Annotated in this window: 24 protein-coding genes; 21 read left to right on the forward strand and 3 right to left on the reverse strand. The window is 63.1% G+C overall.

Annotated elements, in window-relative coordinates; all coding sequences use genetic code 11:
• Window positions 1-5 precede the first annotated feature (5 nt).
• The 14 genes from M1E16_RS11860 to M1E16_RS11925 all read left to right on the forward strand — a co-directional run bounded on the left by M1E16_RS11860 (window position 6) and on the right by M1E16_RS11925 (window position 13,860).
• Window positions 6-1,496, forward strand: coding sequence for an aldehyde dehydrogenase family protein (locus tag M1E16_RS11860; RefSeq protein WP_458130010.1), 1,491 nt, complete (start codon window positions 6-8; stop codon window positions 1,494-1,496).
• A 25-nt stretch (window positions 1,497-1,521) separates the two neighbouring features.
• A complete protein-coding gene (locus M1E16_RS11865) occupies window positions 1,522-2,316 on the forward strand; it encodes an SDR family NAD(P)-dependent oxidoreductase (protein ID WP_434624138.1) in 795 nt (264 codons plus the stop codon).
• Window positions 2,317-2,328: 12 nt separating this feature from the next.
• Window positions 2,329-3,369, forward strand: coding sequence for a VPS10 domain-containing protein (locus tag M1E16_RS11870; RefSeq protein ID WP_434624136.1), 1,041 nt, complete (start codon window positions 2,329-2,331; stop codon window positions 3,367-3,369).
• An 11-nt stretch (window positions 3,370-3,380) separates the two neighbouring features.
• Window positions 3,381-3,830, forward strand: coding sequence for a VOC family protein (locus M1E16_RS11875; RefSeq protein WP_305495050.1), 450 nt, complete (start codon window positions 3,381-3,383; stop codon window positions 3,828-3,830).
• A gap of 14 nt (window positions 3,831-3,844) precedes the next feature.
• Entirely contained in the window at window positions 3,845-4,447 is a 603-nt protein-coding gene (locus M1E16_RS11880; RefSeq protein ID WP_458130011.1) for an amino acid synthesis family protein, read from the forward strand.
• 26 nt (window positions 4,448-4,473) lie between these two features.
• On the forward strand, window positions 4,474-5,346 hold the full coding sequence (locus M1E16_RS11885; protein ID WP_458130012.1) for an alpha/beta fold hydrolase: 873 nt from the start codon (window positions 4,474-4,476) through the stop codon (window positions 5,344-5,346).
• A 2-nt stretch (window positions 5,347-5,348) separates the two neighbouring features.
• Entirely contained in the window at window positions 5,349-6,956 is a 1,608-nt protein-coding gene (locus tag M1E16_RS11890) for a bifunctional 3-(3-hydroxy-phenyl)propionate/3-hydroxycinnamic acid hydroxylase (protein WP_458130013.1), read from the forward strand.
• Complete coding sequence (locus M1E16_RS11895) at window positions 6,953-7,717, forward strand: 2-keto-4-pentenoate hydratase (protein ID WP_458130014.1); 765 nt, start codon at window positions 6,953-6,955, stop codon at window positions 7,715-7,717. The genes M1E16_RS11890 and M1E16_RS11895 overlap by 4 nt, the downstream gene beginning before the upstream one ends.
• A gap of 189 nt (window positions 7,718-7,906) precedes the next feature.
• A complete protein-coding gene (locus M1E16_RS11900) occupies window positions 7,907-8,848 on the forward strand; it encodes a helix-turn-helix domain-containing protein (protein ID WP_458130015.1) in 942 nt (313 codons plus the stop codon).
• Window positions 8,849-9,085: 237 nt separating this feature from the next.
• The gene (locus M1E16_RS11905; RefSeq protein WP_434624124.1) at window positions 9,086-9,754 is read left to right on the forward strand and encodes a GntR family transcriptional regulator; all 669 of its coding nucleotides are present in this window, start codon (window positions 9,086-9,088) and stop codon (window positions 9,752-9,754) included.
• Between the two features lie 76 nt (window positions 9,755-9,830).
• Window positions 9,831-10,637, forward strand: coding sequence for an ABC transporter substrate-binding protein (locus M1E16_RS11910; protein WP_458130016.1), 807 nt, complete (start codon window positions 9,831-9,833; stop codon window positions 10,635-10,637).
• 12 nt (window positions 10,638-10,649) lie between these two features.
• The gene (locus M1E16_RS11915; protein ID WP_434697937.1) at window positions 10,650-11,426 is read left to right on the forward strand and encodes an amino acid ABC transporter permease; all 777 of its coding nucleotides are present in this window, start codon (window positions 10,650-10,652) and stop codon (window positions 11,424-11,426) included.
• Window positions 11,427-11,428: 2 nt separating this feature from the next.
• Window positions 11,429-12,208, forward strand: a complete 780-nt coding sequence (locus tag M1E16_RS11920) for an amino acid ABC transporter ATP-binding protein (RefSeq protein WP_305495035.1) — start codon at window positions 11,429-11,431, stop codon at window positions 12,206-12,208.
• Between the two features lie 41 nt (window positions 12,209-12,249).
• Entirely contained in the window at window positions 12,250-13,860 is a 1,611-nt protein-coding gene (locus M1E16_RS11925) for a gamma-glutamyltransferase family protein (protein ID WP_458130017.1), read from the forward strand.
• A gap of 15 nt (window positions 13,861-13,875) precedes the next feature.
• On the opposite strand, the gene M1E16_RS11930 is transcribed toward M1E16_RS11925, so the two are convergent.
• Window positions 13,876-14,754 (reverse strand): LysR substrate-binding domain-containing protein, encoded by an 879-nt coding sequence (locus M1E16_RS11930; RefSeq protein WP_458130018.1) that lies wholly within the window; start codon window positions 14,752-14,754, stop codon window positions 13,876-13,878.
• Window positions 14,755-14,878: 124 nt separating this feature from the next.
• Here M1E16_RS11930 and M1E16_RS11935 point away from each other — a divergent pair, with 124 nt between their 5' ends.
• The gene (locus tag M1E16_RS11935; RefSeq protein ID WP_434697934.1) at window positions 14,879-15,304 is read left to right on the forward strand and encodes a VOC family protein; all 426 of its coding nucleotides are present in this window, start codon (window positions 14,879-14,881) and stop codon (window positions 15,302-15,304) included.
• A 299-nt stretch (window positions 15,305-15,603) separates the two neighbouring features.
• Here the strand turns inward: M1E16_RS11935 and kdgR are convergent, their stop codons facing one another.
• On the reverse strand, window positions 15,604-16,386 hold the full coding sequence (kdgR, locus tag M1E16_RS11940) for a DNA-binding transcriptional regulator KdgR (protein WP_434568717.1): 783 nt from the start codon (window positions 16,384-16,386) through the stop codon (window positions 15,604-15,606).
• 152 nt (window positions 16,387-16,538) lie between these two features.
• Between kdgR and M1E16_RS11945 the strand changes: the two genes are divergently transcribed.
• From M1E16_RS11945 to uxuA, 6 genes are all read left to right on the forward strand, one after another.
• Complete coding sequence (locus M1E16_RS11945; protein ID WP_458130318.1) at window positions 16,539-17,540, forward strand: sugar kinase; 1,002 nt, start codon at window positions 16,539-16,541, stop codon at window positions 17,538-17,540.
• Window positions 17,541-17,543: 3 nt separating this feature from the next.
• Window positions 17,544-18,755, forward strand: a complete 1,212-nt coding sequence (manD, locus tag M1E16_RS11950; protein ID WP_305495029.1) for a D-mannonate dehydratase ManD — start codon at window positions 17,544-17,546, stop codon at window positions 18,753-18,755.
• A gap of 55 nt (window positions 18,756-18,810) precedes the next feature.
• A complete protein-coding gene (locus tag M1E16_RS11955; protein WP_458130019.1) occupies window positions 18,811-19,842 on the forward strand; it encodes a Zn-dependent oxidoreductase in 1,032 nt (343 codons plus the stop codon).
• 78 nt (window positions 19,843-19,920) lie between these two features.
• Window positions 19,921-21,213, forward strand: a complete 1,293-nt coding sequence (locus M1E16_RS11960) for an MFS transporter (RefSeq protein WP_434568715.1) — start codon at window positions 19,921-19,923, stop codon at window positions 21,211-21,213.
• A 12-nt stretch (window positions 21,214-21,225) separates the two neighbouring features.
• A complete protein-coding gene (locus M1E16_RS11965) occupies window positions 21,226-22,686 on the forward strand; it encodes a mannitol dehydrogenase family protein (RefSeq protein WP_458130020.1) in 1,461 nt (486 codons plus the stop codon).
• Between the two features lie 13 nt (window positions 22,687-22,699).
• Complete coding sequence (gene uxuA / locus M1E16_RS11970) at window positions 22,700-23,887, forward strand: mannonate dehydratase (RefSeq protein WP_458130021.1); 1,188 nt, start codon at window positions 22,700-22,702, stop codon at window positions 23,885-23,887.
• A 655-nt stretch (window positions 23,888-24,542) separates the two neighbouring features.
• On the opposite strand, the gene M1E16_RS11975 is transcribed toward uxuA, so the two are convergent.
• Window positions 24,543-25,256 carry a FadR/GntR family transcriptional regulator gene (locus M1E16_RS11975; protein ID WP_458130022.1) on the reverse strand — a complete coding sequence of 238 codons (714 nt, stop codon included), beginning with the start codon at window positions 25,254-25,256 and terminating at the stop codon, window positions 24,543-24,545.
• Window positions 25,257-25,267: the final 11 nt, after the last annotated feature.

The following is a 25,267-nucleotide window of genomic DNA, read 5'->3' on the forward strand; positions in this document are numbered from 1 at the left end:
CGGATATGAGCCAGATTCAATTGTTACCTGCCGTCGAGCAGTTCCTGTCGCAGCCGGGGCGCCTGTTCATTGGTGGCACCTGGCAGGACGCCGCCGGCGGCCGGCGGTTCGCCGTGGAAAACCCGGCCACCGAACAGACCCTGGCCGAAGTGGCCGAAGGCGCTGAACGGGACGTCGACGCCGCCGTCGCTGCCGCCCGCGCAGCCTTCACCGGCAGTTGGGCGCAGCAGTCGCCGGCCCAGCGCGGCCTGTTGCTGTTTCGTCTGGCGGAGCTGCTCGATCAGCATCGCGAAGAGCTGGCGCAACTGATCACCCTGGAAAACGGCAAGCCGATTGCCACGGCCCGTGGAGAAGCGGCGAGCGCGGCCAACATCATTCGCTACTTCGCCGGCTGGCCTACCAAGATCGAAGGCAGCACGCTGCCAGTGTCGCCCGCCAGCGGCGCACCGATGCTCAACTACACCCTGCGCGAACCGGTGGGCGTCTGCGCATTGATCGTGCCGTGGAACTTCCCCCTGACCATGTGCGTGTGGAAGCTCGGCCCGGTATTGGCGACCGGTTGTGTCGCGGTGCTCAAGCCTGCCGAGCAGACGCCGCTGGTTGCGATTCGCCTGGTGCAGTTGATCGAGGCCGCAGGATTCCCGGCCGGCGTCGTCAACCTGCTCACCGGCCTCGGTGCCCAGACCGGCGCACCGCTGGCCGGGCATCCGGACGTCGACAAGATCGCCTTCACCGGCTCGACCCAGGTCGGCCGGCTGATCGCCCAGGCGGCCACCGGCAACATGAAGAAGGTCTCGCTGGAACTGGGTGGCAAGTCGCCGAACATCATCTTGCCGGACGCCGATATCGTCCGCGCCGCCAAGGGTGCCGCCGACGGCATTTTCTACAACCAGGGCCAGGTCTGCACCTCCGGCTCGCGTCTCTACGTACACGCCAGCGTCCTCGACCAGGTGCTTGAAGAACTCCAGCGCCACGCGGCCGCGCATGTCCTCGGGCCAGGCCTGGATCCGGCCAGCAGCATGGGCCCGCTGGTCTCGGCCCGGCAATTGGGCACGGTCCGCGGCTACCTGCAACGGGGCCAGGAGGAGGGTGCCGAACTGATCTGCGGCGGCGACCGGCCGGACCACCTGGAGCAGGGCCACTTCATTCGCCCCAGCGTGTTTCTTGACCGTGCCGAGCGCGCCTGCGTCGCCCGGGAAGAAATCTTCGGCCCGGTGCTGACCGTCATGAGCTGGACCGAAATCGATGAACTGGTGCTGCGCGCCAACGACTCGCCGTACGGGCTGGCGGCCGGTCTCTGGACCCGTGACCTGCGTTCCGCCCATCGCGTGGCCGCGCAGTTGAAGGCCGGGTCGGTGTGGATCAACTGCTGGAACGTCGTCGACCCGGCGTCGCCCTTCGGTGGCTACAAGCAATCCGGTTGGGGGCGGGAAATGAGCAAGAACGTGATCGATGCGTACACCGAAACCAAAAGTGTCTTTGTCGATCTGGCCTGAGCGAATAATCACAAGAGGAACTGCTATGGATCTGGAATTGCAAGGCCGCGTGGCAATCGTCACCGGCGGTGGGATGGGTATCGGCAAGGAAGTCGCGCGTTTTCTGTCCCAGGAGGGCTGCAAGGTGGTGATCTGCGCGCGGCGCATGGAGTATCTCCAGCAAGCCGCCGAGGAAATCAGCGCCGAAACCGGCAACGACGTGCTGCCGCTGTTCTGTGACACCAACCAGATGTCGGCCGTGTCCGACATGGTCCAGGCCGCGCACAAGCACTTCGGCCGGATCGACATCCTGGTCAACGGCGCCGCGGCCCCGTCCGGCGTGGTGCGCAACGACATCGAGCATGCCGGCGACGACGAATTGCTCTCCGACCTGAACACCAAGGTGATCGGCTATTTCCGGTGCGCCAAGGCCGTGACCCCGCACATGAAGGCCGGCGGCTTCGGTCGCATCATCAACATCGGTGGCCTGACCGGGCGCGGCAGCAAGGTGCTCTCGGGCATGCGCAACCTGGCCATCGCCCACATGACCAAGACCCTTTCCGATCAGTTGGGCCCATCCGGCATCACGGTCAACCTGATTCACCCCGGCGTGGTCGACACCCCGCACATCCAGGAGCTGTACGAGCGCGAAGGGGTCAAGCAGGGCAAGACGCCCGAGCAGGTGGAGCAGGGCTACATCGACGCGACGCCGATCCGGCGCACCCTGGCGCCGATCGAAATGGGCTGGCTGATCGGTTTCCTCGCGTCCCCCAAGGCCGGCGCGGTGACCGGCGAATCCATCGGCATCGATGGCGGCCTGACCCGTGGCATCTTCATTTGAGGAGCAGCAGTGATGAGTAACGGAACGCTTTTAGTCGCCACCGTAGGGCAGGCGGTCATCCGCAGCGCCGACGATGGCCGCACCTGGCATCGCCTGGGCCTGGGCCAGGACCTGGAATTCGATGCAATCACCCGGTCGCTGAGTTTCCACCCAGGCACTCCCGAAGTGATCTACGCCGGCACCGACGTCGGCCTGTGCATCAGCCGGGATGCCGGTGGTTATTGGCAGCGGGTGGATTCGCCGTTCAATGGCCAGACCGTCTGGAAGGTCGCCGTGGATCCGCAGGACGCACAACGGATTTTCGTCGGCACCGGCGCGCCTTCCCGGGCGGTGCTGTGGCGCACCCTCGACGGTGGCCAGAGCTGGGATCGTGCCCCGGTGGAGATTCCGGAGTTCTGCGACGGCGTCAGTCGTCCACGCTTGCTGGCCTTCGCCTACGACCCGACGGATCGCAACCAGCTCTGGTTCGGCCTGGAAGAGGGCGGGCTGTTCCATAGCCGCGATGGCGGCGACAGCTGGACCCGCGTCGATGACCGCTTGTTGTGGGACTACAACTCGGATGTGCACAACATCCTGGTCCTGCCCAACCATGGGCAAAAAGTCATCGTGGTGGTCTGTGTCAATGCCGTCTACCGCAGCCTCGACGAGGGGCAGACCTGGACCGGCATCGTCGCCCGGGAAACCTTCGGCCTGTATTACGTGCGCGCCATGAACGCGCCGCTGGGCAGCGAGGACACCCTGTACCTGAGCATCTCCGACGGCACGCCAGGCACCACCAGCAAGGTGCTGGTTTCCCGGGACGCAGCCTTGAGCTGGGAAGTGTTGCCGCTGTCGCAACAACCCAACTCGTGTGTCTGGGCGATTGCCTTCAACCCGGCTGATCCTCGGCAGATCGTCGCCGGCACCAAGTACGGACACCTGTTCACCTCCGAGAACGGCGGTGATGGCTGGCAGAAGCAGTGGCGTGAATTCAGCGAAATCGCTGATGTGCTCTGGACGCCCGCCGTGGCGCAGATCAAGTCCGGGCATCAATCCATCGTCAAGAAAAACTGAGGTATCGCGCGATGAAAGTCGAGGTCGTTCGTACTCATCTGTCGCTGTTCGTGAGCGACCCTGAAGTGTCGGCGCGCTGGTACGCCGACGTGTTGGGCATGCATGAAAGTGCCCGCGGTGAAAGCTGGATCATGATGGCCTTCGGTGCCAAGCACCACGACATCGCCTTGATCCGCGCAGCACCGGGGGCCCATCAGGGCGGCCTGGGATTGCAGCACTACGGGCTGGAGATCGCGGGTGACATGACCACCCTGCGCCAGCTCTACGGCATGTTGCTGAACAAGGGCGTCGAGGTGGTGAAAATCACCGATCACGAGATCGGCAACGGCGTGTATTTCAACGACCCCGATGGCAATCGCATGGAGTTTTTCCTCGAGTCCGAACACGACGACGAGCGCGGCAAGGCCCGCTTCAAGGCCGCTGGCGCGCCCAGCCGGCACTTCGATCTCGACCCACTTTGAAAGAGGCTTCCGTTATGAAAACCGCGAATTTCGCCAGCTACCACATCCGCAAATGGTACAGCTTCGTCGAGGAAACCCTGGCCAACGAAACCGGCCAGCTCGCCGATGGCGAGCCGTTGTTCAAATACGCCATCGGCGCGGTGATCGCCAATCCTTACGCCGGACGCTTCAGCGAGAGCCTGGCCGAGCTGATCGAACCGTCGCCATTGTTGGGCGAGGAATTCGGCCGGCGTATCCAGGCACTGGCGGGCGGGCGGCACATCATCAGCTACGGCAAGGCTTGCCTGGTGGGCAGCCAGGGTGAGTACGAACACGGCAATGCGCTACTGACCAACCCGGCGGCGGACCCGATTCGCCTGGCCTTGGGCGGCGGCAAATCCTGGGTGCCTTCCACCGGCAAGCGCGGTGGGCCGGGTACGACCATCGATGTACCGCTGGCCCACAAGGACGCGCTGTATGTGCGTTCGCACTACGACAGCATTTCGCTTTCGTTCGGTGACGGTCCTTCCGCGGACGAGTTGATCATCATCTGGGCCTTCGCCACGCGCGGACGTCTGCATGCGCGTCTGGGCGGCCTCCAGGCAGCGGACGTCAAGGGCAACGACGGCCTGTACTGAAGCGCGCTGATCGCGGGAGCAAACGTATGTCGGCAAACAGCCAGTTCTTCACCAATCGGACGGGGATGCGCCTGCGTTATGTGCGCTGGGGCAACCCGTCAGCAATTCCGCTGCTGCTGCTCCATGGGCTGCGCTCCTACGCCCAGACCTGGGCGCCGCTGGCCGCTGCGCTGGGCGAGCAGTACGCCTGCCATGCGCTGGATCAGCGCGGCCGTGGCGAGAGTGACTGGGCCGAGGCGTCCAGCTATCGCACCGAGAGTTATGTGAGCGACCTGGAAGATTGGGTGGCTCATCTGGGCCTGGAGCGTTTTGTCCTGGTGGGCCATTCCCTCGGCGGCACCAATGCGCTGGAGTACGCCCGGCTCAATCCGGGGCGACTGCACGCGCTGGTAATCGAGGACATCGGCCCCGGTTCGTCGATCCGTGGCGAGGGCGCCGAACGTATCCGCCGCGAGATGAGCCAGACGCCGCTGGTGTTTCCCGACTGGGACAGCGCCGCGCAGTTCTGGCGGCAGTCGCGACCGGGTCTGTCGGCCGATGCGCTGGCGTCCCGATTGCGCTTTTCCATGAAGCAGACGCCGACGGGCATCGAATGGCGTCATGACCAGAAGGGCATTGCCGAGGCGCGCCTGAGCATCACCCCGACTGATCTGTGGCCCGCGGTGCGGGCGCTGGACTGCCCGACGCTGTTCATCCGCGGCGCACGTTCGGATTTTCTGCCGCAGGCGACCCTGGAGGCGATGAAAGAGGCCAATGCGCATGTGCAGACAGCGGAAGTCGCCGATGCCAGCCATTATGTCCATGACGACCAGGGCGAAATCTTCAACCGTATCGTCGTGGACTACCTGCGCGGCCAACTTCACAAGCAATTTTCGCAAAACAACAAAAGCGGTGAATAGCGATGAAGCAGGACAAAACCCAGGTGGTCATCGTTGGTGGCGGCCCGAACGGGATCACGGCGGCGCATTACATGGGGCTGTACGGGATCGACTGTATAGTCCTTGAACTGGCTGACGGCATCCTGCCGTATCCGCGCGCCGTGGGCATGGACGATGAGGCGCTGCGCGTGCTGCAAGGCATCGGCATTGCCGAACTGGCGGCGCGGGACATGATCTGCAACGTGCCGCTGCGTTACTACAACGCGCGGGGCGTGTGTTTTGCCGAGGTCAAGCCGAGCACGGCCCACTATGGCTGGCCGATGCGCAACATCTTCATGCAGCAATTGCTTGAAGGCACCTTGCGTGAGCAGTTGGGCAAGCACGCGGGCGTCGAGCTGCGTCAAGGCCATGAAATGCTCGACCTGGAGCAGGATGAAGCGGGCGTGACCTTGCAGGTGCGCGATGCCCAGGGTGAGCTGTATCAGTTGAGCGCACAGTACGTGATCGGTGCCGACGGCGGCCGCTCCAGCGTGCGCAAGAAACTCGGTATCGAGCTGCTGGGGCTGACCCATCCGCGCAAATGGGTAGTGGTCGACACGGCCAACGACACCCTGGATGCGCCATACACAGCCCTGCATGCCGATCCCCAGCGGCCCTTCGTGTGCATCTATTTGCCGTACCAGCAACGACGTTGGGAGTTCATGCTGCTGGAAGGCGAGGACGAGGCCCGCATGTGCGAAGAAACAACGATCCGACAGCTGATCCGTGGCCATATCGGCGATGCGGTCGATCAGCTGGAGATCATCCGGATCCGCGCCTACACCCACAACTCGCGGGTGGCGGCGCGGTTTGTCGCCGGCCGCGTGGCGCTGGTGGGCGATGCGGCGCACATTTCTCCGCCCTGGGCCGGGCAGGGACTCAACTCGGGCCTGCGTGACGTGGTCAACGTGGCCTGGAAACTGGCGGCGATCCTCCAGGGCCGGGCATCACCGGCGATACTCGCCAGTTACGACCAGGAGCGCCGCGGCCATGCGACAGACCTCATCGCGCTGGCCGACAACATGGGCGCGGTCCTCGGCCTGACCAACCCACTGATGGCCGGCGTGCGGGACTGGTTGTTCCAGGCAGTGAACAGCGTCGACAACCTTCGCTCGCACTTGCTGGAGTTCAAGTTCAAACCCAAGGCGACCATCACCAAGGGCCTGGTCTACCACGAGCGCGCCGAGCTGCACGAAGATGACCTGGTCGGGCAGCTATTCATCCAGCCGTCGATCGAAGATGCCCAAGGGCAGCGTCGACAGCTGGATGAGGTGCTGGGGCATTCCTACGCGGTGCTCGGTTATCGGGTCAATCCGGCCGCGCACCTGGGCGAAGAAACCGCGGCCTGGTGGGCGCGCTGGGAGACGCGCTTCATCCAGATCAATCGTTCGCGCAGTGGCGTGGGGCGCAATCAGCCCTTGGCGGCCGAAGGCGCCATATGCATTGAAGACGTTGATAACCGTCTGGGCGAGTGGTTTGCCAGGGTGCGCGATTGCGTCGTGGTGGTGCGGCCGGATCGGTTTGTCGCGGCGATCACCACGCCCGAGCGGCTCGAAGGCGTGTTGCGCAAACTGGCGGAGCAACTGTCATGAGGCGTGAAGATGATCTGTTGGTCCGGCTTCACGACGCCGCGCAGGCGGTACATGCCTTGCCTTCATTGGAATCAGAGGCTTTCGATTTACCGAAGGACTACGCCTTGCAGCGCGAGGCGTTGCGCCGACGCCAGGCCGGCGGTGAGCAGTTGAGCGGTTGGAAAGTCGCTTTCGCTGGTCGCGCGGCGCAGGAACGCTTCGGGCTCGATGAGCCGGTATTGGGCGGCTTGACCGATGCCATGGCCGTCGAGCCCGGCAGTGCGGTGGCGCTTGCACGGCTGATCCAGCCGAAGCTGGAAATCGAATTGGCGTTTGTCCTCGGGCGCGCGCTGGAGCCTGGTTTTCACAGCGACGAGGACATCCTCGCCGCCGTGTCGGAGGTCGCGCCAGCGTTCGAGATCGCCGATTGCCGCTGGCAGGGCTGGCGTTTCGGCGTCGGCGCGTTCCTGGCCGACAATGCCGCCGCGGGGCTTTACTGCCTGGGGCCACGGGTGAGGTTCAGTCCTGATCAATTGCCCCACGTGAACTACCGGCTGGAATGCGACGGGGTGGCATGCGGAGAAGGAAACGTCCTGGCGCGCGAGGACACGCCGGTGGCGAATCTGTGCTGGCTGGTGCGGCGCTTGCTGGCCGACGGGCAGCGCGTCGAAGCGGGGCAAGTGGTGCTTTCCGGGTCTTTATTGGCGCCCCTGGGTATCAAGGCCGCTGAATACCGCTTGCACATGCTTGGCATGGAACTGGCTTTGGTTTTCCACCGATAAGAACAATTCTCTCAAGGACGCGATAAACCCCGTGGCGAGGGAGCTTGCTCCCGCTGGGCTGCGAAGCAGACCCCTTTTTGTGAGCGCTTCGCACTCAAGCGGGAGCAAGCTCCCTCTCCATCGGGTTTATCGATTTCTCTGGATATCAGCATCGGGCAATAAGCGCAGGGCCACCGAGGAACAACGATCATGTTCGCCGAAGTTCGTACCTTCAATGATCCTCAACAACACGCCGGTTCGATCCTGGGCTGGCATCAGGTCTATGACCAACTCGGCCGTGGCTGCCTTTCCAGCGAGCTGCGGCAGGTGTGCGCCGAGCGCTTCCAGATCTTCCAGGAGGTGCTGGACAAACGCGTGGTGCAGCGCGGTAGCGCGCCGAAAGGGCGCTTGTGCATTGCCCTGTCGCTGGGCAATGCGCCGGTGGTCCAAGGGCACCAGGTCGGCGCCCACAGCGTCGTGCTGTTGCGCGACGGCGAAGACTTCATCTTGCACGCCCCGGAAGGCACGCATTTCTTCGCGGCCAATGTCGACACGGTGCGTTTTGCCAAGCTGGCGGCTTATGAGCTGGCGGACGAACAGCTCAAACGCCTGAAAAGCGTTTCGCAAATCAGCGTGGATGAAGCGGTGTTGTCGAGGGTCCAGCAGCAGATCCAACCGCTGTTTCGTCACCTTTTGGAACAAGCGGGCGCCGCCAATCCCGCCGTGGAAAAAATCCTCGAAGACGTCCTGCTCAATGCTTTCCTCGATCTGTTCAGCCATGCCTCGGACGAGGTGCGTGGGCGTCGCGGCAACGTTGCCGTCAATGCCTACCTGGTCAAGCGGTGCCAGGAGTTGGTCATGGCCAGCGCCGAAGTGCCGTTGAGCATCCTGGACCTGTGCGAACAATTGCGCGTGAGCCGCAGGACTCTGCAGAACAGCTTCCAGGCGGTCACCGGGATACGTCCGGTGGAGTATTTGCGCAACCTGCGACTCAATGCGGTGCGTCGTCGTTTGATCAGCACCCGCGCGACCGCGCTGAATGTCAGCGAGATCGCCGTGGCGATGGGTTTTTTCCACCTGAGCCACTTTGCCGCCCATTACCGGGCGCTGTTTGGTGAGTCGCCTTCCGATACACCCCGGGCACCCGCATGAACACGCCTTAAGTGAACGGCATCGCGGTGTTACCGAAGCGCTATCCTGCACTCATAAAAGGCAGCCGCTGAGCTGTTTGGTAGCACACCGGGCGCGACCCAGCCTGTAGCGCGCCTGCCGTTTTCCTCAACAACTTCCTCAAAATCAATCCCTTGCACAACCAGCGGTGCGGTTGGCACGCATTCTGCTTTTGTGAATCCATGGATAATTGGATACAAAAATGCAGAAGGTGCTGCCATGCAGTTTGCCCCGACCTACGCTGAACGTCCGCCCATCACTGCCGAGGAAGAAGCCTACAACTTTCTGCTCGAAGCCATTTGCGGCGGTCGCCTGCGCAAAGGCGACCGGCTGATCGCCGAGGACATCGCCAACGAGATCGGCATGAGCCGCATGCCCGTGCGCGAGGCCTTCCGGCGTCTGGATGCCCAGGGCCTGGTGACCCTGCGGCCCAATCGCGGCGCGGTGGTCAGTGGCCTGGACATTGACGAACTGCACGAAGTCTTCGAAATGCGCAGCGCACTGGAAGGCCTGGCAGTGCGTGTCGCGACAGCAAAGATCGGTGAGCGTCAATTGGCAGCGCTGGAGCGCCTGCTGGACGAGATGGACGATTACCGCGAAGAGAGCGCCGAGTGGGTCAGCCGCCATCGCGCGTTCCATGAATATCTATGCAGCCTCAGCGGTCGCCCGCGCTTGTTGAAGCAGATCAGCGCGCTTTATTCGCTGATCGAAGCGCCGATGCGCCTGTGGCTGCAGCACGTGGAAAAGCCCCTGAGCGCGCGCCAGGAGCACACGTTGATCCTCGATGCCCTGCGTGCAGGCGATGCGGGGAAGGCCGAGGCGGTGGTGCGTGCGCACATCGAGGGCACCGTTCCTGAATTGATCGAGTTTCTGCAATCGAAAAAATAACGAGAGCAGGCTTTAAGCCTGCCCCGTGTTTTGACTTTGAGTACTGCCGTCATTTACTGAACTGGAGTGTCTGGTCATGCATAAGCCTCGCCTGTTGGTCGCCGCTTTATCCTTGGGATTGTGTGCTCAGTGGGCGCTAGCCGCGCCCGTTGTCCCGGATCGCTTGCTCAAGGTCGATAAACTCGTCTATTGCTCGGGCATGGATTCGCCACCGCTGGTGTCCTTCGATGCGGCGCAGAAACCCAAGGGACTGACCGTGGACCTGGGGCTGGAAATCGCCAAGCGCCTGGACGACAAGAAGGTCGAATGGCGGGTCATTCCCTTCTCGGGACTGCTTCCGGCGCTGCTGGCCCGGCAGTGCGACATGATCGTCGACCAGCTGTTCGACAAGCCCGAGCGCCGCGAGGTGATCGACATCGTCAACTACATGTATTCCAGCCAGGCGGTGGTGGTGCCCAAGGGCAATCCCAAGGGCCTGAAGACGCTGCAGAGTCTCTCCGGCCACAAGGTCGCGGTACTCAATGGTTCGACCATCAAGACCCTGCTCGACGCCGAGAACCAAACCCTGGCCAAGGCCGGCAAGTCGCCGATGAAGCTGGTGGTCTACAACACCGACACCGATGCCTTCCAGGCCTTGCGCATCAGCCAGGTCGACGCCTACGGCACTACCGTGGAAACCGCCGGTTACTACGCTGGCATGGCCCCTGACCTGTTCGAAGAAGGCGTGCCGGCCTTCAGTCGGATTCTCACCGGGCTGGGTATGCGCAAGGACGATCCGCAATTGACCGCCGCCGTGCAGCAGATCATCGCTGACATGCGCAGCGACGGCAGCTACAGCCAGTTGCTCGGCAAATGGCATGTCGCCAGCGACACACTGGACTGAGGTAGACCCTCCATGAATTTTAATTGGGATGTGTTCTGGCAGTACCTGTTGCAGCCCAGTGAGGTGTACCTCACCGGGCTGTGGCTGACCTGCCTGATCAGCGTGCTGGCGATGCTGCTCGGCTGTGCCCTGGGGCTGGCGGCCGCGCTGCTGCGGTTGTCGAAGAACCCGTTGCTGCACCTGCCGGTGCGCTTCTACGTGTGGCTGATGCGCGGTACGCCGTTGCTGGTGCAAATCGTCTTTCTCTACACCGCGCTGGCCGCCGGCGGGATTTTCCGCTTCGAAGATATCGAACTGTTCGGCCTGGTGGTGCCCGGCAATATCCAGGCGGCGATCATCGCCCTGGGCCTCAACGAGGGCGCCTACATGGCCGAGATCATCCGCGCCGGCATCGGTGCGGTGGACAAGGGCCAATACGAGGCCGGACGTTCCCTGGGCATGACCTTCGCCAAGCTGATGCGCCGCATTGTCTTGCCCCAGGCGTTCCGGGTCATCGTTCCGCCGCTGGGCAACGAGTTCAACGTGATGCTCAAGAACACCACGCTGGTCAGCGTGATCGGCGTGCAGGAACTGCTGCTCAGTACCCAGATGGTCACGTCGGCGACGTTCCGGGTGTTCGAGTTGTACCTGGTGGTGGCGATCTATTTCCTGCTGCTGACCACCCTGTGGGGCTTTTTCCAGCGCTGGCTGGAGGGCCGTTTCGGCCAGTCGGACCGGCCGTCGTCACCGCCACCGGCGTCGCTGCGGATGTTCGGTCGCAGCACCATGAACCTGTTGAGGGCACGTTGACCATGGCGCACAAGAGTGAAGAGCTGATCATCGAGGCGCTGGACGTGCACAAGTCCTTTGGTGAGTTGCAGATTCTCAAGGGCATCTCGCTGCAGGTCCGGCGCGGCGAAGTGGTGGTGCTGATCGGCGCGTCAGGCTCCGGCAAGACCACCTTCATCCGTTGCATCAATCTGCTGGAAGATATCCAGGGCGGACGCATTCGCGTCAATGGCCAGGCCATGGGTTACCGCGAGCGGGCCGACGGCAGCCTGGTGCGTGAGTCGGAGCGCAACATCGCCCGCCAGCGAAGGGACATCGGCATGGTGTTCCAGCGCTTCAATCTGTTCCCCCACATGACCGCCCTGGAGAACATCATCGAGGCGCCGATCCAGGTGCTCGGCGTGCCTCGCGCCGCAGCGCTGGAACAGGCTCGCGGCTTGCTGGAGCGGGTCGGCCTGGCGGACAAGGCTGATCACTACCCGTCGATGCTTTCCGGCGGCCAGCAACAGCGGGTGGCGATTGCCCGCGCGCTGGCGATGAAACCCCAGGCCATGCTGTTCGACGAACCGACCAGCGCCCTCGACCCGGAAACCGTTGGCGAGGTCCTGCAGGTGATGAAGGAGTTGGCCGAGGAGGGCATGACCATGGTCGTGGTGACCCACGAAATGGGCTTTGCCCGCGAAGTGGCGGACCGCGTGGTGGTGCTCGATCAGGGCGAGCTCATCGAGCAAGGGCCGCCGGAGCAGATTTTCTGTCACCCCATCCACCCGCGCACCCGGGCCTTTCTCAGTCGCGTGCTGTGACCTTTCCCGGCCATGAATTCCCGTATTGAAGAGCCTTTGCCATGCTGAAATTTTCTGCCCACGAATACCCCTATCCGTCGCAGCGCCAGAGCGTTTTTGCCCGTCGCGGCATGGTCGCCGCGTCCCAGCCCCTGGCAGCCCAGGCAGGCATCGAGATCATGCAAAAAGGCGGCAACGCCATCGACGCCGCCATCGCCACGGCGGCGGCGCTGACGGTGGTGGAGCCCACCGGCTGCGGTATCGGCGGTGACGCCTTCGCGTTGGTCTGGTGCAAGGGCCAGTTGCATGGGCTCAACGGCAACGGCCATGCACCGGCGGCCTTGAGCATCGAGGCGGTCAGGGCGGCTGGCCATGAACAGATGCCGGTGTATGGCTGGACACCCGTCACCGTTCCCGGCTGCCCGTCGGCATGGGCCGAGCTGTCTCGGCGCTTCGGTAAGCTGCCTTTTGCCGAGTTGCTACAGCCGGCGATCAGCCTGGCGCGGGACGGTTTTGTAGTGTCGCCGGTGGTTGCCCATCAATGGCAGGTCGCGGTGAGCGAGCTCACGCCTCATCGCGATCCGGTCCTGGAGGCCTGGTTCGATACCTTTCTCATCGAAGGTCGCGCGCCACGGGCCGGGGAGATTTTCCGCAACCCGGCCCAGGCCCGCACGCTCCAGGAACTGGCCGACACGTGCTGCGAAAGCCTCTATCGCGGCGCACTGGCCGAGCGCCTGGATGCCCATTCCCGCGCTAGCGGCGGCTACCTGCGCGCCTCGGACCTGAGGGATTATCGCGCCCAGTGGGTCGACCCCATCCACGTCAATTACCGTGGTGTGGACGTCTGGGAGATCCCGCCGAGCGGGCAGGGCCTGGTGGCCTTGATGGCGTTGAAAATACTTGAAGGCTTCGACTTCGATCACCGTGACAGCCAACAGACCTGGCATCGCCAGTTGGAGGCGATGAAGCTCGCCTACAGCGACGGCCTGCACCACATCACCGACCCCCTGCACATGCGCGTGGCGGTGGCCGATTTGCTCAGTGATGACTACAGCGCCCGCCGTCGCGGACAGATCGGCGAGCAGGCCCAACCGCCGAAGCCCGGCGATCCCCACGCCAGCGGCACGGTGTACCTGGCGACCGCGGACGGCGAGGGCAATATGGTCTCGTTCATCCAGAGCAACTACCACGGCTTCGGCTCCGGCGTGGTGCTGCCCGACAGCGGAATCGCCCTGCAGAATCGCGGCCAGGAGTTCAGCCTCGATCCGACTCACGCGAACTGCCTGGCCCCCGGCAAGAAGACCTTCCACACCATCATTCCCGGATTCCTCACCCGCGATGGCCAGCCCCTCGGCCCCTTCGGCGTAATGGGCGGCTACATGCAACCCCAGGGGCATGTGCAAATGGTCATGAACCTGGTGGATTTCGGCCTGAACCCGCAAGCGGCCCTGGATGCGCCGCGCTGGCAGTGGCTGGGCGAGATGAAGGTCGGCATCGAGCAGGGCGCTTCACGGGACCTGGTCAATGCCCTGGCACGCCGCGGCCACGAGGTCCAGGTCGCCAGCGACCTGACCGATTACGGGCGCGGCCAGATCATCCTGCGCGATCCGGTCACTGGCGTCTTGTGTGGCGGGACCGAACCGCGGGCGGATTCGCATATCGCGGTCTGGTAGCCGCTGCAGAGGGCGTTATCCAACACCACCGCCGGCCTGCTCTTGAATCAGTTCGGCCAAGGTCGCGACGGGGTCGGCAAGGCTCTGTCGCGATCGATGGATGAGGCCGATATCGCGGTGAAAGGTGTGCTGACCCAAGTCGAGCGCCCGCACACCTTTCGGCCATGGCTGATGAGCCGATGTCTGCGGCACCAGGGCGACTCCGACGCCTTTTTCCACCAGTTTGATGATCGCGTCCAGTTCATCCAGCTCGCACACTTCGCGCAAGGTGAAGTGCATCTGCCGCAGGAAACGGTCGACCTGCCTGCCACCGAAGGACGACCGGTCATAGCGGATGAAAGGTTGGCTGGACAGCAGCGTCGACCAGTCCTCGCCGAGCATTCCACGGGGGACGATCAACCGGTAGGGCTCAAGCGCCAGGGTCGTCCAGCGCAGGTCGCTTTGCAGCGAGAACGGCGGGCGGATCATCACCGCCAGATCGATTTCGCCGGCGTCCACCAGGTTGATCAACTCGACCGACAGGCCTGGCACCACACGCGTGCGGCATTGCGGACACTGCTGGTGGAACCTGGCGAGGGCGTCCGGCAGGTAGGAGCGCTGGACGGAGGCGATCGCGCCGATGTTCACCAGGACGCTGGCGGGAAGCCCGGGCAGGGTGGAACCGAGATTGTCGTAAAGACGGAGCAGCTCCTGGGCTTGCAGGAGTATCTGCTGGCCCCGCTTGTTGAGGTGGGCCGAGCGTCCCTTGCGGTCGAACAGCTCGAAGCCCAGTTCGGCTTCCAGACGCTGGATCTGCGCGCTGACCGCCGCCTGGGTGAGGCCGATTCTGTGCCCGGCGGCGGCAAAGGTGCCTTCGCGCGCCACCGCGATGAGGGTCTTGAGTTCTTTGATCATTCATCAAGAGTAATTGTGATTCTGAGAAATTTATATTGATTTTATTGTTCAGTGGCCGCGCCTACGATAGGGCACGCCTTGATGAGCGTGCCCTTGAACAAGAATATTGTCATTTGGAGTCCTGATGAGCCTTTCACCCTTCCATCTCGCAATCCCGGTTTATGACCTCGCGGCAGCCCGAAACTTTTATGGCCAGGTGTTCGGGCTGGAGGAGGGTCGTTCCAGTGATCAATGGGTCGACTTCAACTTCTACGGGCACCAGTTGGTGATCCACGAGCATCCGAAGACCGCTTCCCAGGAAAACGCGCACAGCAATGCCGTGGATGGGCACGATGTGCCGGTGCCGCACTTCGGCGTCGTGTTGGGTTGGGCTGAATGGGAAGCGCTGGCCGAGCGATTGAAGTCGTTGGGTACCGAATTCGTGATCGAACCCTACATCCGCTTCAAGGGCCAGGTCGGCGAGCAGGCGACCATGTTCCTGTTCGACCCTTGCGGCAATGCGCTGGAGTTCAAGGCGTTCAAGGACATGAGCCAGCTGTTCGCGAAATAACGGTTGGGCGTTAAAGACTGTAGAAGCAAGCTGAATGCAAGGCTGAACACTCACTATCCCTGTGGGAGCGAGCCTGCTCGCGAAAGCGGAGGGTCAGCTTGCAGTGATGTTGGATGTGTTGACGTCTTCGCGAGCAGGCTCGCTCCCACAGGTAATGCAGTTCATTTGAGAGCAACGACGATCCTGTGGCGAGGGAGCTTGCTCGCGCTGGACTGCGCAGCAGGCCCAAAAAAAGGGGCCGCTTTGCGACCCAGCGGGAGCAAGCTCCCTCGCCACGGGTTTGTCGTCGGATCTAGCGCTCAACGTGCATGCCAACCCAACTGAGCTGAAATCTGCTGCGTCGCCTGCATCAGTTGCTTGACGTAGTCCTGCTTCAATTCTTCCCTGAAGCGAAAGCACGGGAATGAAACGCTCATCCCGCCGATCACATGGCCGAATCGGTCGCGGATCGGTGCCGCCAGGCAGCGCATGTTGTCTTCGAATTCTTCGTGATCCTCGGCATAGCCCTGCTGGCGCACAATCTCCAACTCCTGCAGATACGCCTCGACACTGGTCAAGGTATTGGCCGTACGGCGCTCGAAGCTTTCCTGCGCGAGGTGCGCGAGCAGCTCTTCCTCTTCCAGCCACGCCATCAGCACCTTGCCGATGCCGGTGCAATACAACGGCGCCCGCCGGCCGATGCGCGAGTACATGCGCAGGTTGTATTTGGAGTCGATCTTGTGCACGTAGACGATGCTGCCTTCGTCAAGGATCCCCAGGTGCACGGTCTCGCCGGTCAACTCGTTGATCCGGCGCATCCCCGGCTCCGCTTCGCGAACGATGTCCAGATGGGGCAGGGCCTGGGCGCCCAGTTCGAACAGCCGGACGCTGAGGCGATAACGGTCTTCGGCATCCTGCACCACATACCCGCGAGCCTTGAGTGATTGCAGGAAGCGATAAACCGTGGCCTTGGACATGTCCAGTTTGGTGGCGATTTCCGACACGCCGCTTTCTTCCGGATGCTCGGCCAGGGCTTCGAGCACGGCCATGGTCCGGCCAACCGCCGACACCAGATCGTTATTGGGAATGACGCTGTTGTCCATGAAGGCTCCAACGTGAAAGTAAAACCCAAGGATATACGCAAGCAGAACAAAACGCTGTTTCATTTTTGCTTGACGAGGCCGGAAATCTGACTAGACTCGGGCCTTGAGATAAAAATGAAACGCCGTTTTAAAAACAAGAAAGGCGCGTAATGATGGATTTGACACTCAACCATGGCCCGGACACCCGCTTCCCCCGACCGCTGAAGGTCGCGCTGATAGGTGAGTGCATGATCGAGGTGCGCGGCGGGCGGGATGCCGCAATCACGCAGACCTTCGGTGGCGATACGCTTAACACCGCGGTCTACCTGGCCCGGTTGAATCCACGTGGCGCCGTCGCCGTGGACTATATGACCGCGGTGGGCAACGACGCATTCAGCGCGGCCATGCGCCAGTCCTGGCTGGACGAAGGCATTAGCGATGCGCATGTCCGGGTGATCGAGGATGCGCTGCCGGGGTTGTACTTCATCCAGACCGATCCACACGGCGAGCGGCGGTTCCTCTACTGGCGCGGGGAAGCGGCGGCGCGGCGCATGTTCGAAGGCGCCGAGGCCGAGGCCATGCTCGCTGCGCTGGCCGATTACGACTATGTCTACCTGAGCGGCATTACCCTGGCGATCCTCCTGCCGGAGGGGCGCGAACGCCTGATCCACGCCTTGCATCGGGCTCGCCGGGCGGGCACGCGCATTGTCTTCGACAACAACTACCGTCCCCACCTTTGGCCCGACCCTGAAACGGCTCGGCAGGCCTATCGCGATCTGCTGCACCTGAGCGACCTGGCGCTGGTGACTTGGGAAGATGACGCGAGCCTGTTCGGCTACCACGACCCTGATGCCTTGTTCGGTGCCTACGCCGAGGCGGGAGTCCGCGAAGTCGCCCTCAAGCGTGGCGCCGCCAGTTGCCTGATCCAGTGTCCCGCGGGGCGTTTCGAAGTGCCCGCGCAGACCGTCGCGCAGGTCATCGACACCACCGCTGCCGGTGATTCGTTCAACGCTGCGTACCTGGCCTGCCATCTGCGCGGTGGTGATCCGCAGCAGGCCGCCCGCTGGGGCCATCGCCTGGCTGCCGAGGTCGTCCAGTACCGGGGCGCGCTGATTCCGCAGGCGGCCATGCCGAGCATGGGCACGTCCTCACTTCTTTTTGTCGAACAGGTCTGACTTATGAAAATCGTTGAAGCGCGTGTCATCGTTACCTGCCCGGGGCGCAACCTGGTCACGTTGAAGATTGTCACCGACGAAGGCATCTACGGCATCGGCGATGCCACGTTGAATGGCCGCGAACTGGCCGTCGTCGCGTATCTGGAAGAGCACGTTCTTCCGGCGTTGATCGGCCGCGATGCCCATCGCATCGAGGACATCTGGCAGTACCTCTATCGCGGCGCTTACTGGCGACGGGGGCCGGTGACCATGACGGCCATCGCCGCCGTCGACGTGGCGCTCTGGGACATCAAGGCCAAGGCCGCGAACATGCCGCTGTACCAATTGCTCGGGGGCAAGAGCCGTGAGCGGGTGATGGTCTACGGGCACGCCACCGGCAAGGACATCGAAGGTTGCCTGGACGAAGTCGCCCGTCACGTCGAGCTGGGCTACAAGGCCGTGCGGGTGCAATGCGGAGTCCCGGGTATTGCCACGACGTACGGGGTCGCCAAACGCAGTGGCGAGCGTTACGAGCCGGCCGACAGCGACCTGCCCGCGGAACACGTCTGGGACACCGCCAAATACCTCAATTACGTACCCAAGCTGTTTGCCGCCGTGCGCGAACGTTTTGGCGATGACCTGCACATTCTCCACGACGTGCATCATCGCCTGACGCCCATCGAGGCCGGGCGCCTGGGCAAGGCGGTGGAACCGTACAACCTGTTCTGGCTGGAAGACTGCACGCCGGCGGAAAACCAGCAGAGCTTCCGCCTGATCCGCCAGCACACCACCACGCCGCTGGCGGTGGGCGAGGTGTTCAACTCGATCCACGACTGCCGCGAGCTGATCCAGGAACAATTGATCGACTACATCCGCACGACGCTGGTGCATGCCGGCGGCATTACCCACGTGCGGCGAATTGCCGATTTCGCCGCGCTGTTCCAGGTGCGTACCGGTTTTCACGGGGCCACCGACCTGTCACCAGTGTGCATGGGCGCGGCCCTGCATTTCGATACGTGGGTGCCGAACTTCGGCATCCAGGAACACATGCCTCACGAAGACCGCATCGATGAAGTCTTCCCTCATGCGTATCGCTTCGAGGACGGCCATTTCACCCCGGGCGAAACGCCAGGGCATGGCGTCGATATCGATGAAGAGCTTGCCCGCCAATACCCCTACAAACGCGCCAGCCTGCCGGTCAACCGTCTTGAAGACGGCACGCTGTGGCATTGGTGAAACGGTTTCAATCCATTCAAGGAAACGGGACGAATGTCCCGCCAGGAGTCATCCGATGAAAGCGTTCCAGGTAAGAGCACCCTTCGAGTTCGGCCTGGCCCAGGTAGACCGCCCCGAGGTCGCTCGTGGCGAGGTGCTGGTCGATGTGGCGTATGCCGGCATCTGTGGCTCGGACATGCACATCATTCACGGGCAGAACGCATTCGTGCGTTTCCCCAGGGTCACCGGCCATGAATTCTCCGGAGTGATCCGGCAGGTCGGTGAAGGTGTCGAGCACCTCCAGACAGGCGACCGGGTGTGCATCGATCCGGTGATCAGTTGCGGCACCTGTTATCCCTGCCGCATCGGGCGGCCGAACGTCTGCACGCGGCTGCAAGTGATCGGCGTGCACCGTGACGGCGGCTTCAGCGAGCAGGTCTGCGTCCCGGCCGAGAACGCCCACCGCTTGCCCGATTCGATGTCCCTCAGCCACGGCGCCCTGGTGGAGCCTTATTCCATTGCCCTGAACGTGCTCGATCGGATGCAGCCGCAGCCGGGTGACAGCGTGTTGATCTACGGCGCCGGCGTGATCGGCCTGACCCTGGTGCAAATGGCCCGGGCGCTGGGAATGACCGACATCACCGTGACCGATGTCATCGACAGCCGCCTGGAGACAGCGCGTGCGCTGGGCGCCAGTCGCACCCTCAACGGCCAGCAAGTCGATGTCGAAGCGCTGATGCGTGAGCACACCCAGGGCGAGGGCGTGCCGTTGATCGTCGATGCTGCCTGCATTCCGGCGCTGATGCCGCAGATGGTGCGCCTGGCCTCGCCGGCCGGGCGCATCGGATTGCTCGGCTTCAATGCCACGCCCAGCGATCTGGTGCAGTTGGAGATGATCAAGAAGGAATTGACGCTGGTCGGTTCCAGGCTCAACAACCGCAAGTTCCCCCAGGTGATCGAACTGATCGCCAGCGGCAAATTGCAGGTCCAGGACCTGATCAGCCATCGCGTCAGCTTCGATGAAATGCCCGGCGCCATCGACCTGATCGAGAAGCACCCCGAGCAAACCCGAAAAATCCTGGTGGAGCTGACGAGCGCCCTTCACTGAGCCGTCTGCATCACCGGTTTCATCGTGCCTGTCATGGGCACCCTCACCGAATAAACACAACAAGCGGGAGGTTCCACCATGTTTGGTCAAGGACGTAGCTTAATCATCATCATGCTGTTCCTGGCCGGGGTGATCAATTACCTCGACCGGTCGGCATTGTCTGTGGCGGCGCCGTTCATCCAGAAAGACTACGGTCTGAGTACGGGTGAGATGGGCATGATCTTCAGCAGCTTTTTCGTCGGTTATGCCGCCTTCAACTTCATCGGTGGCTGGGCCGCCGACCGTTATGGCGCCAAGACCACGTTGCTGCTGGCCATGGTCCTGTGGTCGTTGTTCAGCGGCCTCACGGTGCTGACGGTGGGCTTCGCGTCGCTGGTGCTCATCCGGATCCTGTTCGGCATGGGCGAAGGTCCGCTGAGCGTCACCACCAGCAAGATGGTGAACAACTGGTACACCCCCAAGCGCCGGGCACGAGCTCTCGGTGCCTCGATGTCCGGCACGCCGCTGGGCGGGGCGATTTCCGGTCCGGTGGTGGGCTTCATTGCGGTCACCTACGGCTGGAAGGTGTCGTTCATCATCATCATGCTGGTCGGCCTGATCTGGGCGGCAATCTGGTACAAGTTTGTCAAGGAAAAGCCCGAGGGCGAGGGCGCCGAGGATATCCTGCGGGCGGAGGGGCAGAGCGAGCTGGCGTCGCAGCCGGTATTCCCGCTGCGGTTCTACCTCAAGCAGCCGACGGTGCTGTTCACCTCCCTGGCGTTCTTTTCCTATAACTACACGCTGTTCTTCTTCCTGACCTGGTTCCCCAGTTATCTCACCATGGCCCACGGCCTGAACGTCAAGGACATGAGCATCGCCACGGTCATCCCCTGGCTGCTGGGCTTCCTGGGTCTGGCATTGGGTGGGTTCATTTCCGACTTCGTGTTCAAGAAGACCGGGCGGATCATGTTCTCGCGCAAAGTCGTGCTGGTGACTTGCCTGTTGGCCTGCGCCGGTTGCATCGGCGTCGCCGGGGTGGTGAAGACCCTGTATCCGGCCGTCATCCTGGTGGCGCTGGCGGTGTTTTTCCTCTACCTCACCGGCGCGATCTATTGGGCGATCATCCAGGATACGGTGCCTGCGGCGCGTGTCGGCGGCGTCAGTGGCTTCATGCATTTTCTGGCCAACACCTCGGGCATCATCGGGCCGACCCTGACCGGGTTCATCGTCCAGTTCACCGGCTCGTTCACCAGCGCGTTCCTGCTGGCGGGCCTGCTGACTATCATCGGTGCGCTGTGCGTGGCGCGTTACGTCAAGCCGCTGGCGGTGGCAGGTGTCGCGCCGCAGGCCGATGCAGGCGTCCAGCCGCGTCCAGCCCTCGACCATCCCTGAAGGAGGATAGCCATGTCGCTCAATCAACGCGTTCCCGCCACTGGCCAGGCCCGCGAGATCGGCATCGTGCACCTGGGCCTGGGCGCCTTTCACCGGGCGCATCAGGCGGTGTACCTGCAACGCAATCTCAATCGCCACGGCGACAGCGACTGGGGCTTGTGCAGCGCCAACCTGCGCTCCAATCACGCTTTGGTCGAGCAATTGCGCGAGCAGGACGGTCGTTACCATGTGGCGGAGTATCGTGACCGCGAGCAGGTGACGCTGCGGGAAATCGGCGTGTTGCGCGAGGCCTTGTATGCGGGCGAGGGCGGTCAGGAGCTGGAGCAGTTGTTGCAACGCATGGCCGCGCCGCAGACGCGGATCGTCACGCTCACCGTCACTGAAAAAGGCTACTGCCTGAGCCCTTCTTCAGGGCAGTTGCGCCGTGAGGATCCGACAATTGCCCATGACATCGCCCATCCGCAGGCGCCGCGTTCAGCGCCCGGCATCGTCCTCGAAGCCTTGCGTCGTCGCCGCGCCGCGGGCGTCCCGGCGTTTACCGTGTTGTGCTGTGACAACATGCCCGACAACGGCCAGCGCACCCGCCAGGCGGTAAGCGCATTGGCGGCGTTGCAGGATCAGGCGCTGGCGCAGTGGATCGAGCAACAGGTGGCATTTCCCAGCTCCATGGTCGACCGCATCGTGCCGGCCATGGACGAGGAGTCCTTCGTCCGGCTGGCGCAACAATTGGACTGCCACGACCGCGCCGCCGTGGTCTGTGAAAGCTTCAGCCAGTGGGTGATCGAGGACCACTTTCCCCTTGGCCGACCGGACTGGGAAGCCGAAGGCGTGCAGATGGTCGACGATGTGCGCCCGTTCGAAACCATGAAATTGCGCATGCTCAACGGCAGCCATTCGTTGCTGGCCTATGTGGGGCTGCTGGCCGGGCATGAGTCAGTCTTCGAGGCCGTCAGCGATGTGAGGCTGGCGCATTTCATCGAGCGCTACATGACCGAGGAAGCCGCGCCCACGCTGGACATGCCGGCAGGGATCGACCTGTCGGTATACGGTCGCGACCTGCTGGCGCGCTTCGCCAATGACAGCCTGCAACACCGCTTGCGCCAGATTGCCATGGACGGTTCGCAAAAATTGCCGCAGCGCTGGTTGCTCGGCGCAGAGCAATTGCTCGACCAAGGGCGCGGCATCGACTGCACCGCGCTGGGAATTGCCGCCTGGATTCATTACTGCACGCAGCCGTTGCCCGGTCGACCGGCGCATGTGGTTGACGACCCGCTGAGCGCAACCTTTGCTGACGTTGCGGGACGCTTCGACGGCGCATCACGGGTCGATGCTTTTCTCGACCTTGTAGAAGTCTTCCCGCCAGCGCTGTCGTCTCGCGCCGCGTTTCGTGATGCGGTGCACCGCGCCCACGCCGCCTTGACCCGCGATGGCGTCGACAGCCTGTTGCACACCTTTGCCGCACCCAACCGATAACAAGGAGAAAAACATGGAACAGACATGGCGTTGGTTTGGCCCCAAAGATCCGATTTCCCTGGCAGACGTTCGCCAGACCGGTGCGACCGGCATCGTCACCGCGTTGCACGAGATTCCCAATGGCCAGGTCTGGCCGGTGGACGCCATCGCGGCGCGCAAGGCGCTGATCGAAGCCGCCGGCTTGACCTGGTCCGTGGTGGAAAGCATTCCGGTGCACGAAGACATCAAGCGCGGCTGCGGCCGTCGTGACGAGTACATCGCCAACTACCAGCAAAGCGTGCGTAACCTGGCGAGCTGCGGTATCGATATCGTCTGCTACAACTTCATGCCGGTGCTGGACTGGACCCGTACCGACTTGACGTATGAACTGGCGGATGGCGGTTGGGCGTTGCGCTTCGACCAGACTGCGTTCGCCGCCTTCGACCTGTTCATCCTCCAGCGGCCGGGAGCGCAGGACGAGTACAGCGCCGAGGATATCCAGCAGGCCAAGGCCTATTTCGAACAACTGTCGCCGGCCGGGCGCGAAGCCTTGGTCGATACCCTGATCGCTGGATTGCCCGGCGCCGAAGAACACTACAGCCTGGACAAATTCCGCGAGTTGCTGCGTACCTACGCCGACATCGACGAGGCCAGGTTGCGTGAGCACCTGGGGTATTTTTTGCGCGCGGTGATTCCGGTTGCGGAGGAGGTGGGCGTGCGCATGGCGATCCACCCGGACGACCCGCCCCGGGCGTTGCTCGGGCTACCGCGCATACTTTCTACCGCCGAAGATGCCCAATGGCTGCTGGACGCCGCGCCAAGCCCGGCCAATGGCCTGACGTTCTGTACCGGCTCCTATGGGGTGCGCGAGGACAACGACCTGGTGGCGATGGCGAGGCAATTTGCGCCGTTCATCTACTTCACTCACCTGCGTTCGACCCGTCGGGAAGCCGATCCACGCAGCTTTCATGAAGCTCATCACCTGGCTGGGGACGTCGATATGGTCGGGGTCATCAGTGCCTTGGTGGCCGAAGAGCGCCGGCGCGAGCGCGAAGGCGGCCCGCGCTTGCCGCTGCGTCCAGATCATGGGCATCAGTTGCTCGACGACCAGCATCGCAAGAGCAATCCCGGCTACTCCCTGATCGGCCGCCTCAAGGGCCTGGCAGAAATCCGTGGCGTGGAACTGGCCGTGCGCCGACAACTGGACCAAACAGCACACTAAATCCCGAGCAACACCCGTGGCGAGGGAGCTTGCTCCCGCTGGGCTGCGCAGCAGCCCCTGAAACAGGCACCTCGGTGCATCAGGCAAATCGCATTCAACCGGTTTGGGGTCGCTGCGCAACCCAGCGGGAGCAAGCTCCCTCGCCACAAAAGCGGTACCAGCATCAATCGAGACAAGCGTCAGGACGCCGGGGCTTTTGTGGCGAGGGGATTCCGGTAGGGAAACGAGGCAGGAGTGCAGGCGTGTCGGTGCATTCCATACCCAACTGCCTACACGAACCCGTGGCGAGAGAGCTTGCTCCCGCTGGGCTGCGCAGCAGTCCTGAACCCAGGCACCTCGGTGCATCAGGCAAATCGCGTTCAACCGGGTTGGGGGCGCTGCGCACCCCAGAGGGAGCAAGCTCCCTCGCCACAAAAGCGGGTACCAGCATCAATCGAGGCAGGAGTGCAGGCGTGTCGGTGCATTCCATACCCAACTGCCTACACGAACCCGTGGCGAGGGAGCTTGCTCCCGCTGGGCTGCGCAGCAGCCCCTGAAACAGACACCTCGGTGCATCAGGCCAATCGCGTTCAACCGGTTTGGGGTCGCTGCGCACCCCAGCGGGAGCAAGCTCCCTCGCCACAGGGTCTGTGTTCAGAGGATTGAACGGGTGGGGCTAGTCGGCGGGGGCTTCAGGTTCGAGCGCCCGCAGCCAGCGGTTTTCCGAGCGGCTCAGGTGCTGGCGCATCGAGGTTTGGGCGCCGAGCACGTCCTTGGTGGCCAAGGCGTGCAGGATTGCCTCATGTTCGACGACTGCCGCCTCCCACGTCAGTGCGTTCTCCGCGTGCTTGCTCAGGTGCGCCGAAATCGGATTGTGACGTTCATCGAACAGGGCGGTGATGATCCGCACCAGGGCGGAGTTGCCGCTCATTTTCGCCAGGCGCTGATGAAATCTGCGGTCATCCTCCAACGGCGGCAGACCACTGGCGATGCTCGCGCGCATGGCATCGATGCATTCCTGCAGGTAGCGGTAGTCGCTTTTCTTGCCATGCAGACACGCCAGGATCACCGACTCGCCCTCGATCAAGGCACGAGCCTGCATGAGTTCCGAGGGACTCTCGCCCAAGGTCATGCTCGGTTTTTTTGCATCGCCGGACCTGGCCCGTACGTACACGCCGGAGCCCATCTTGATCTCGATGTCGCCGTCGATTTCCAGGGCGATCAGCGCCTCGCGAAGGGACGGCCTGGAAACCCCGAGAAGCTGGGTCAAATCTCGCTCGGGGGGAAGTCTTGCGCCCGTCTTGAACTCCCCCTCGGCAATGTAGTTGCGCAGTTGATCAGCGATTTTCTGGTACGGCTTGCGTTCGGCGGGATTGATCGGTGAGACCATGGGTGGGCGTC

It is taken from the genome of Pseudomonas sp. Z2-11, from assembly GCF_054161305.1.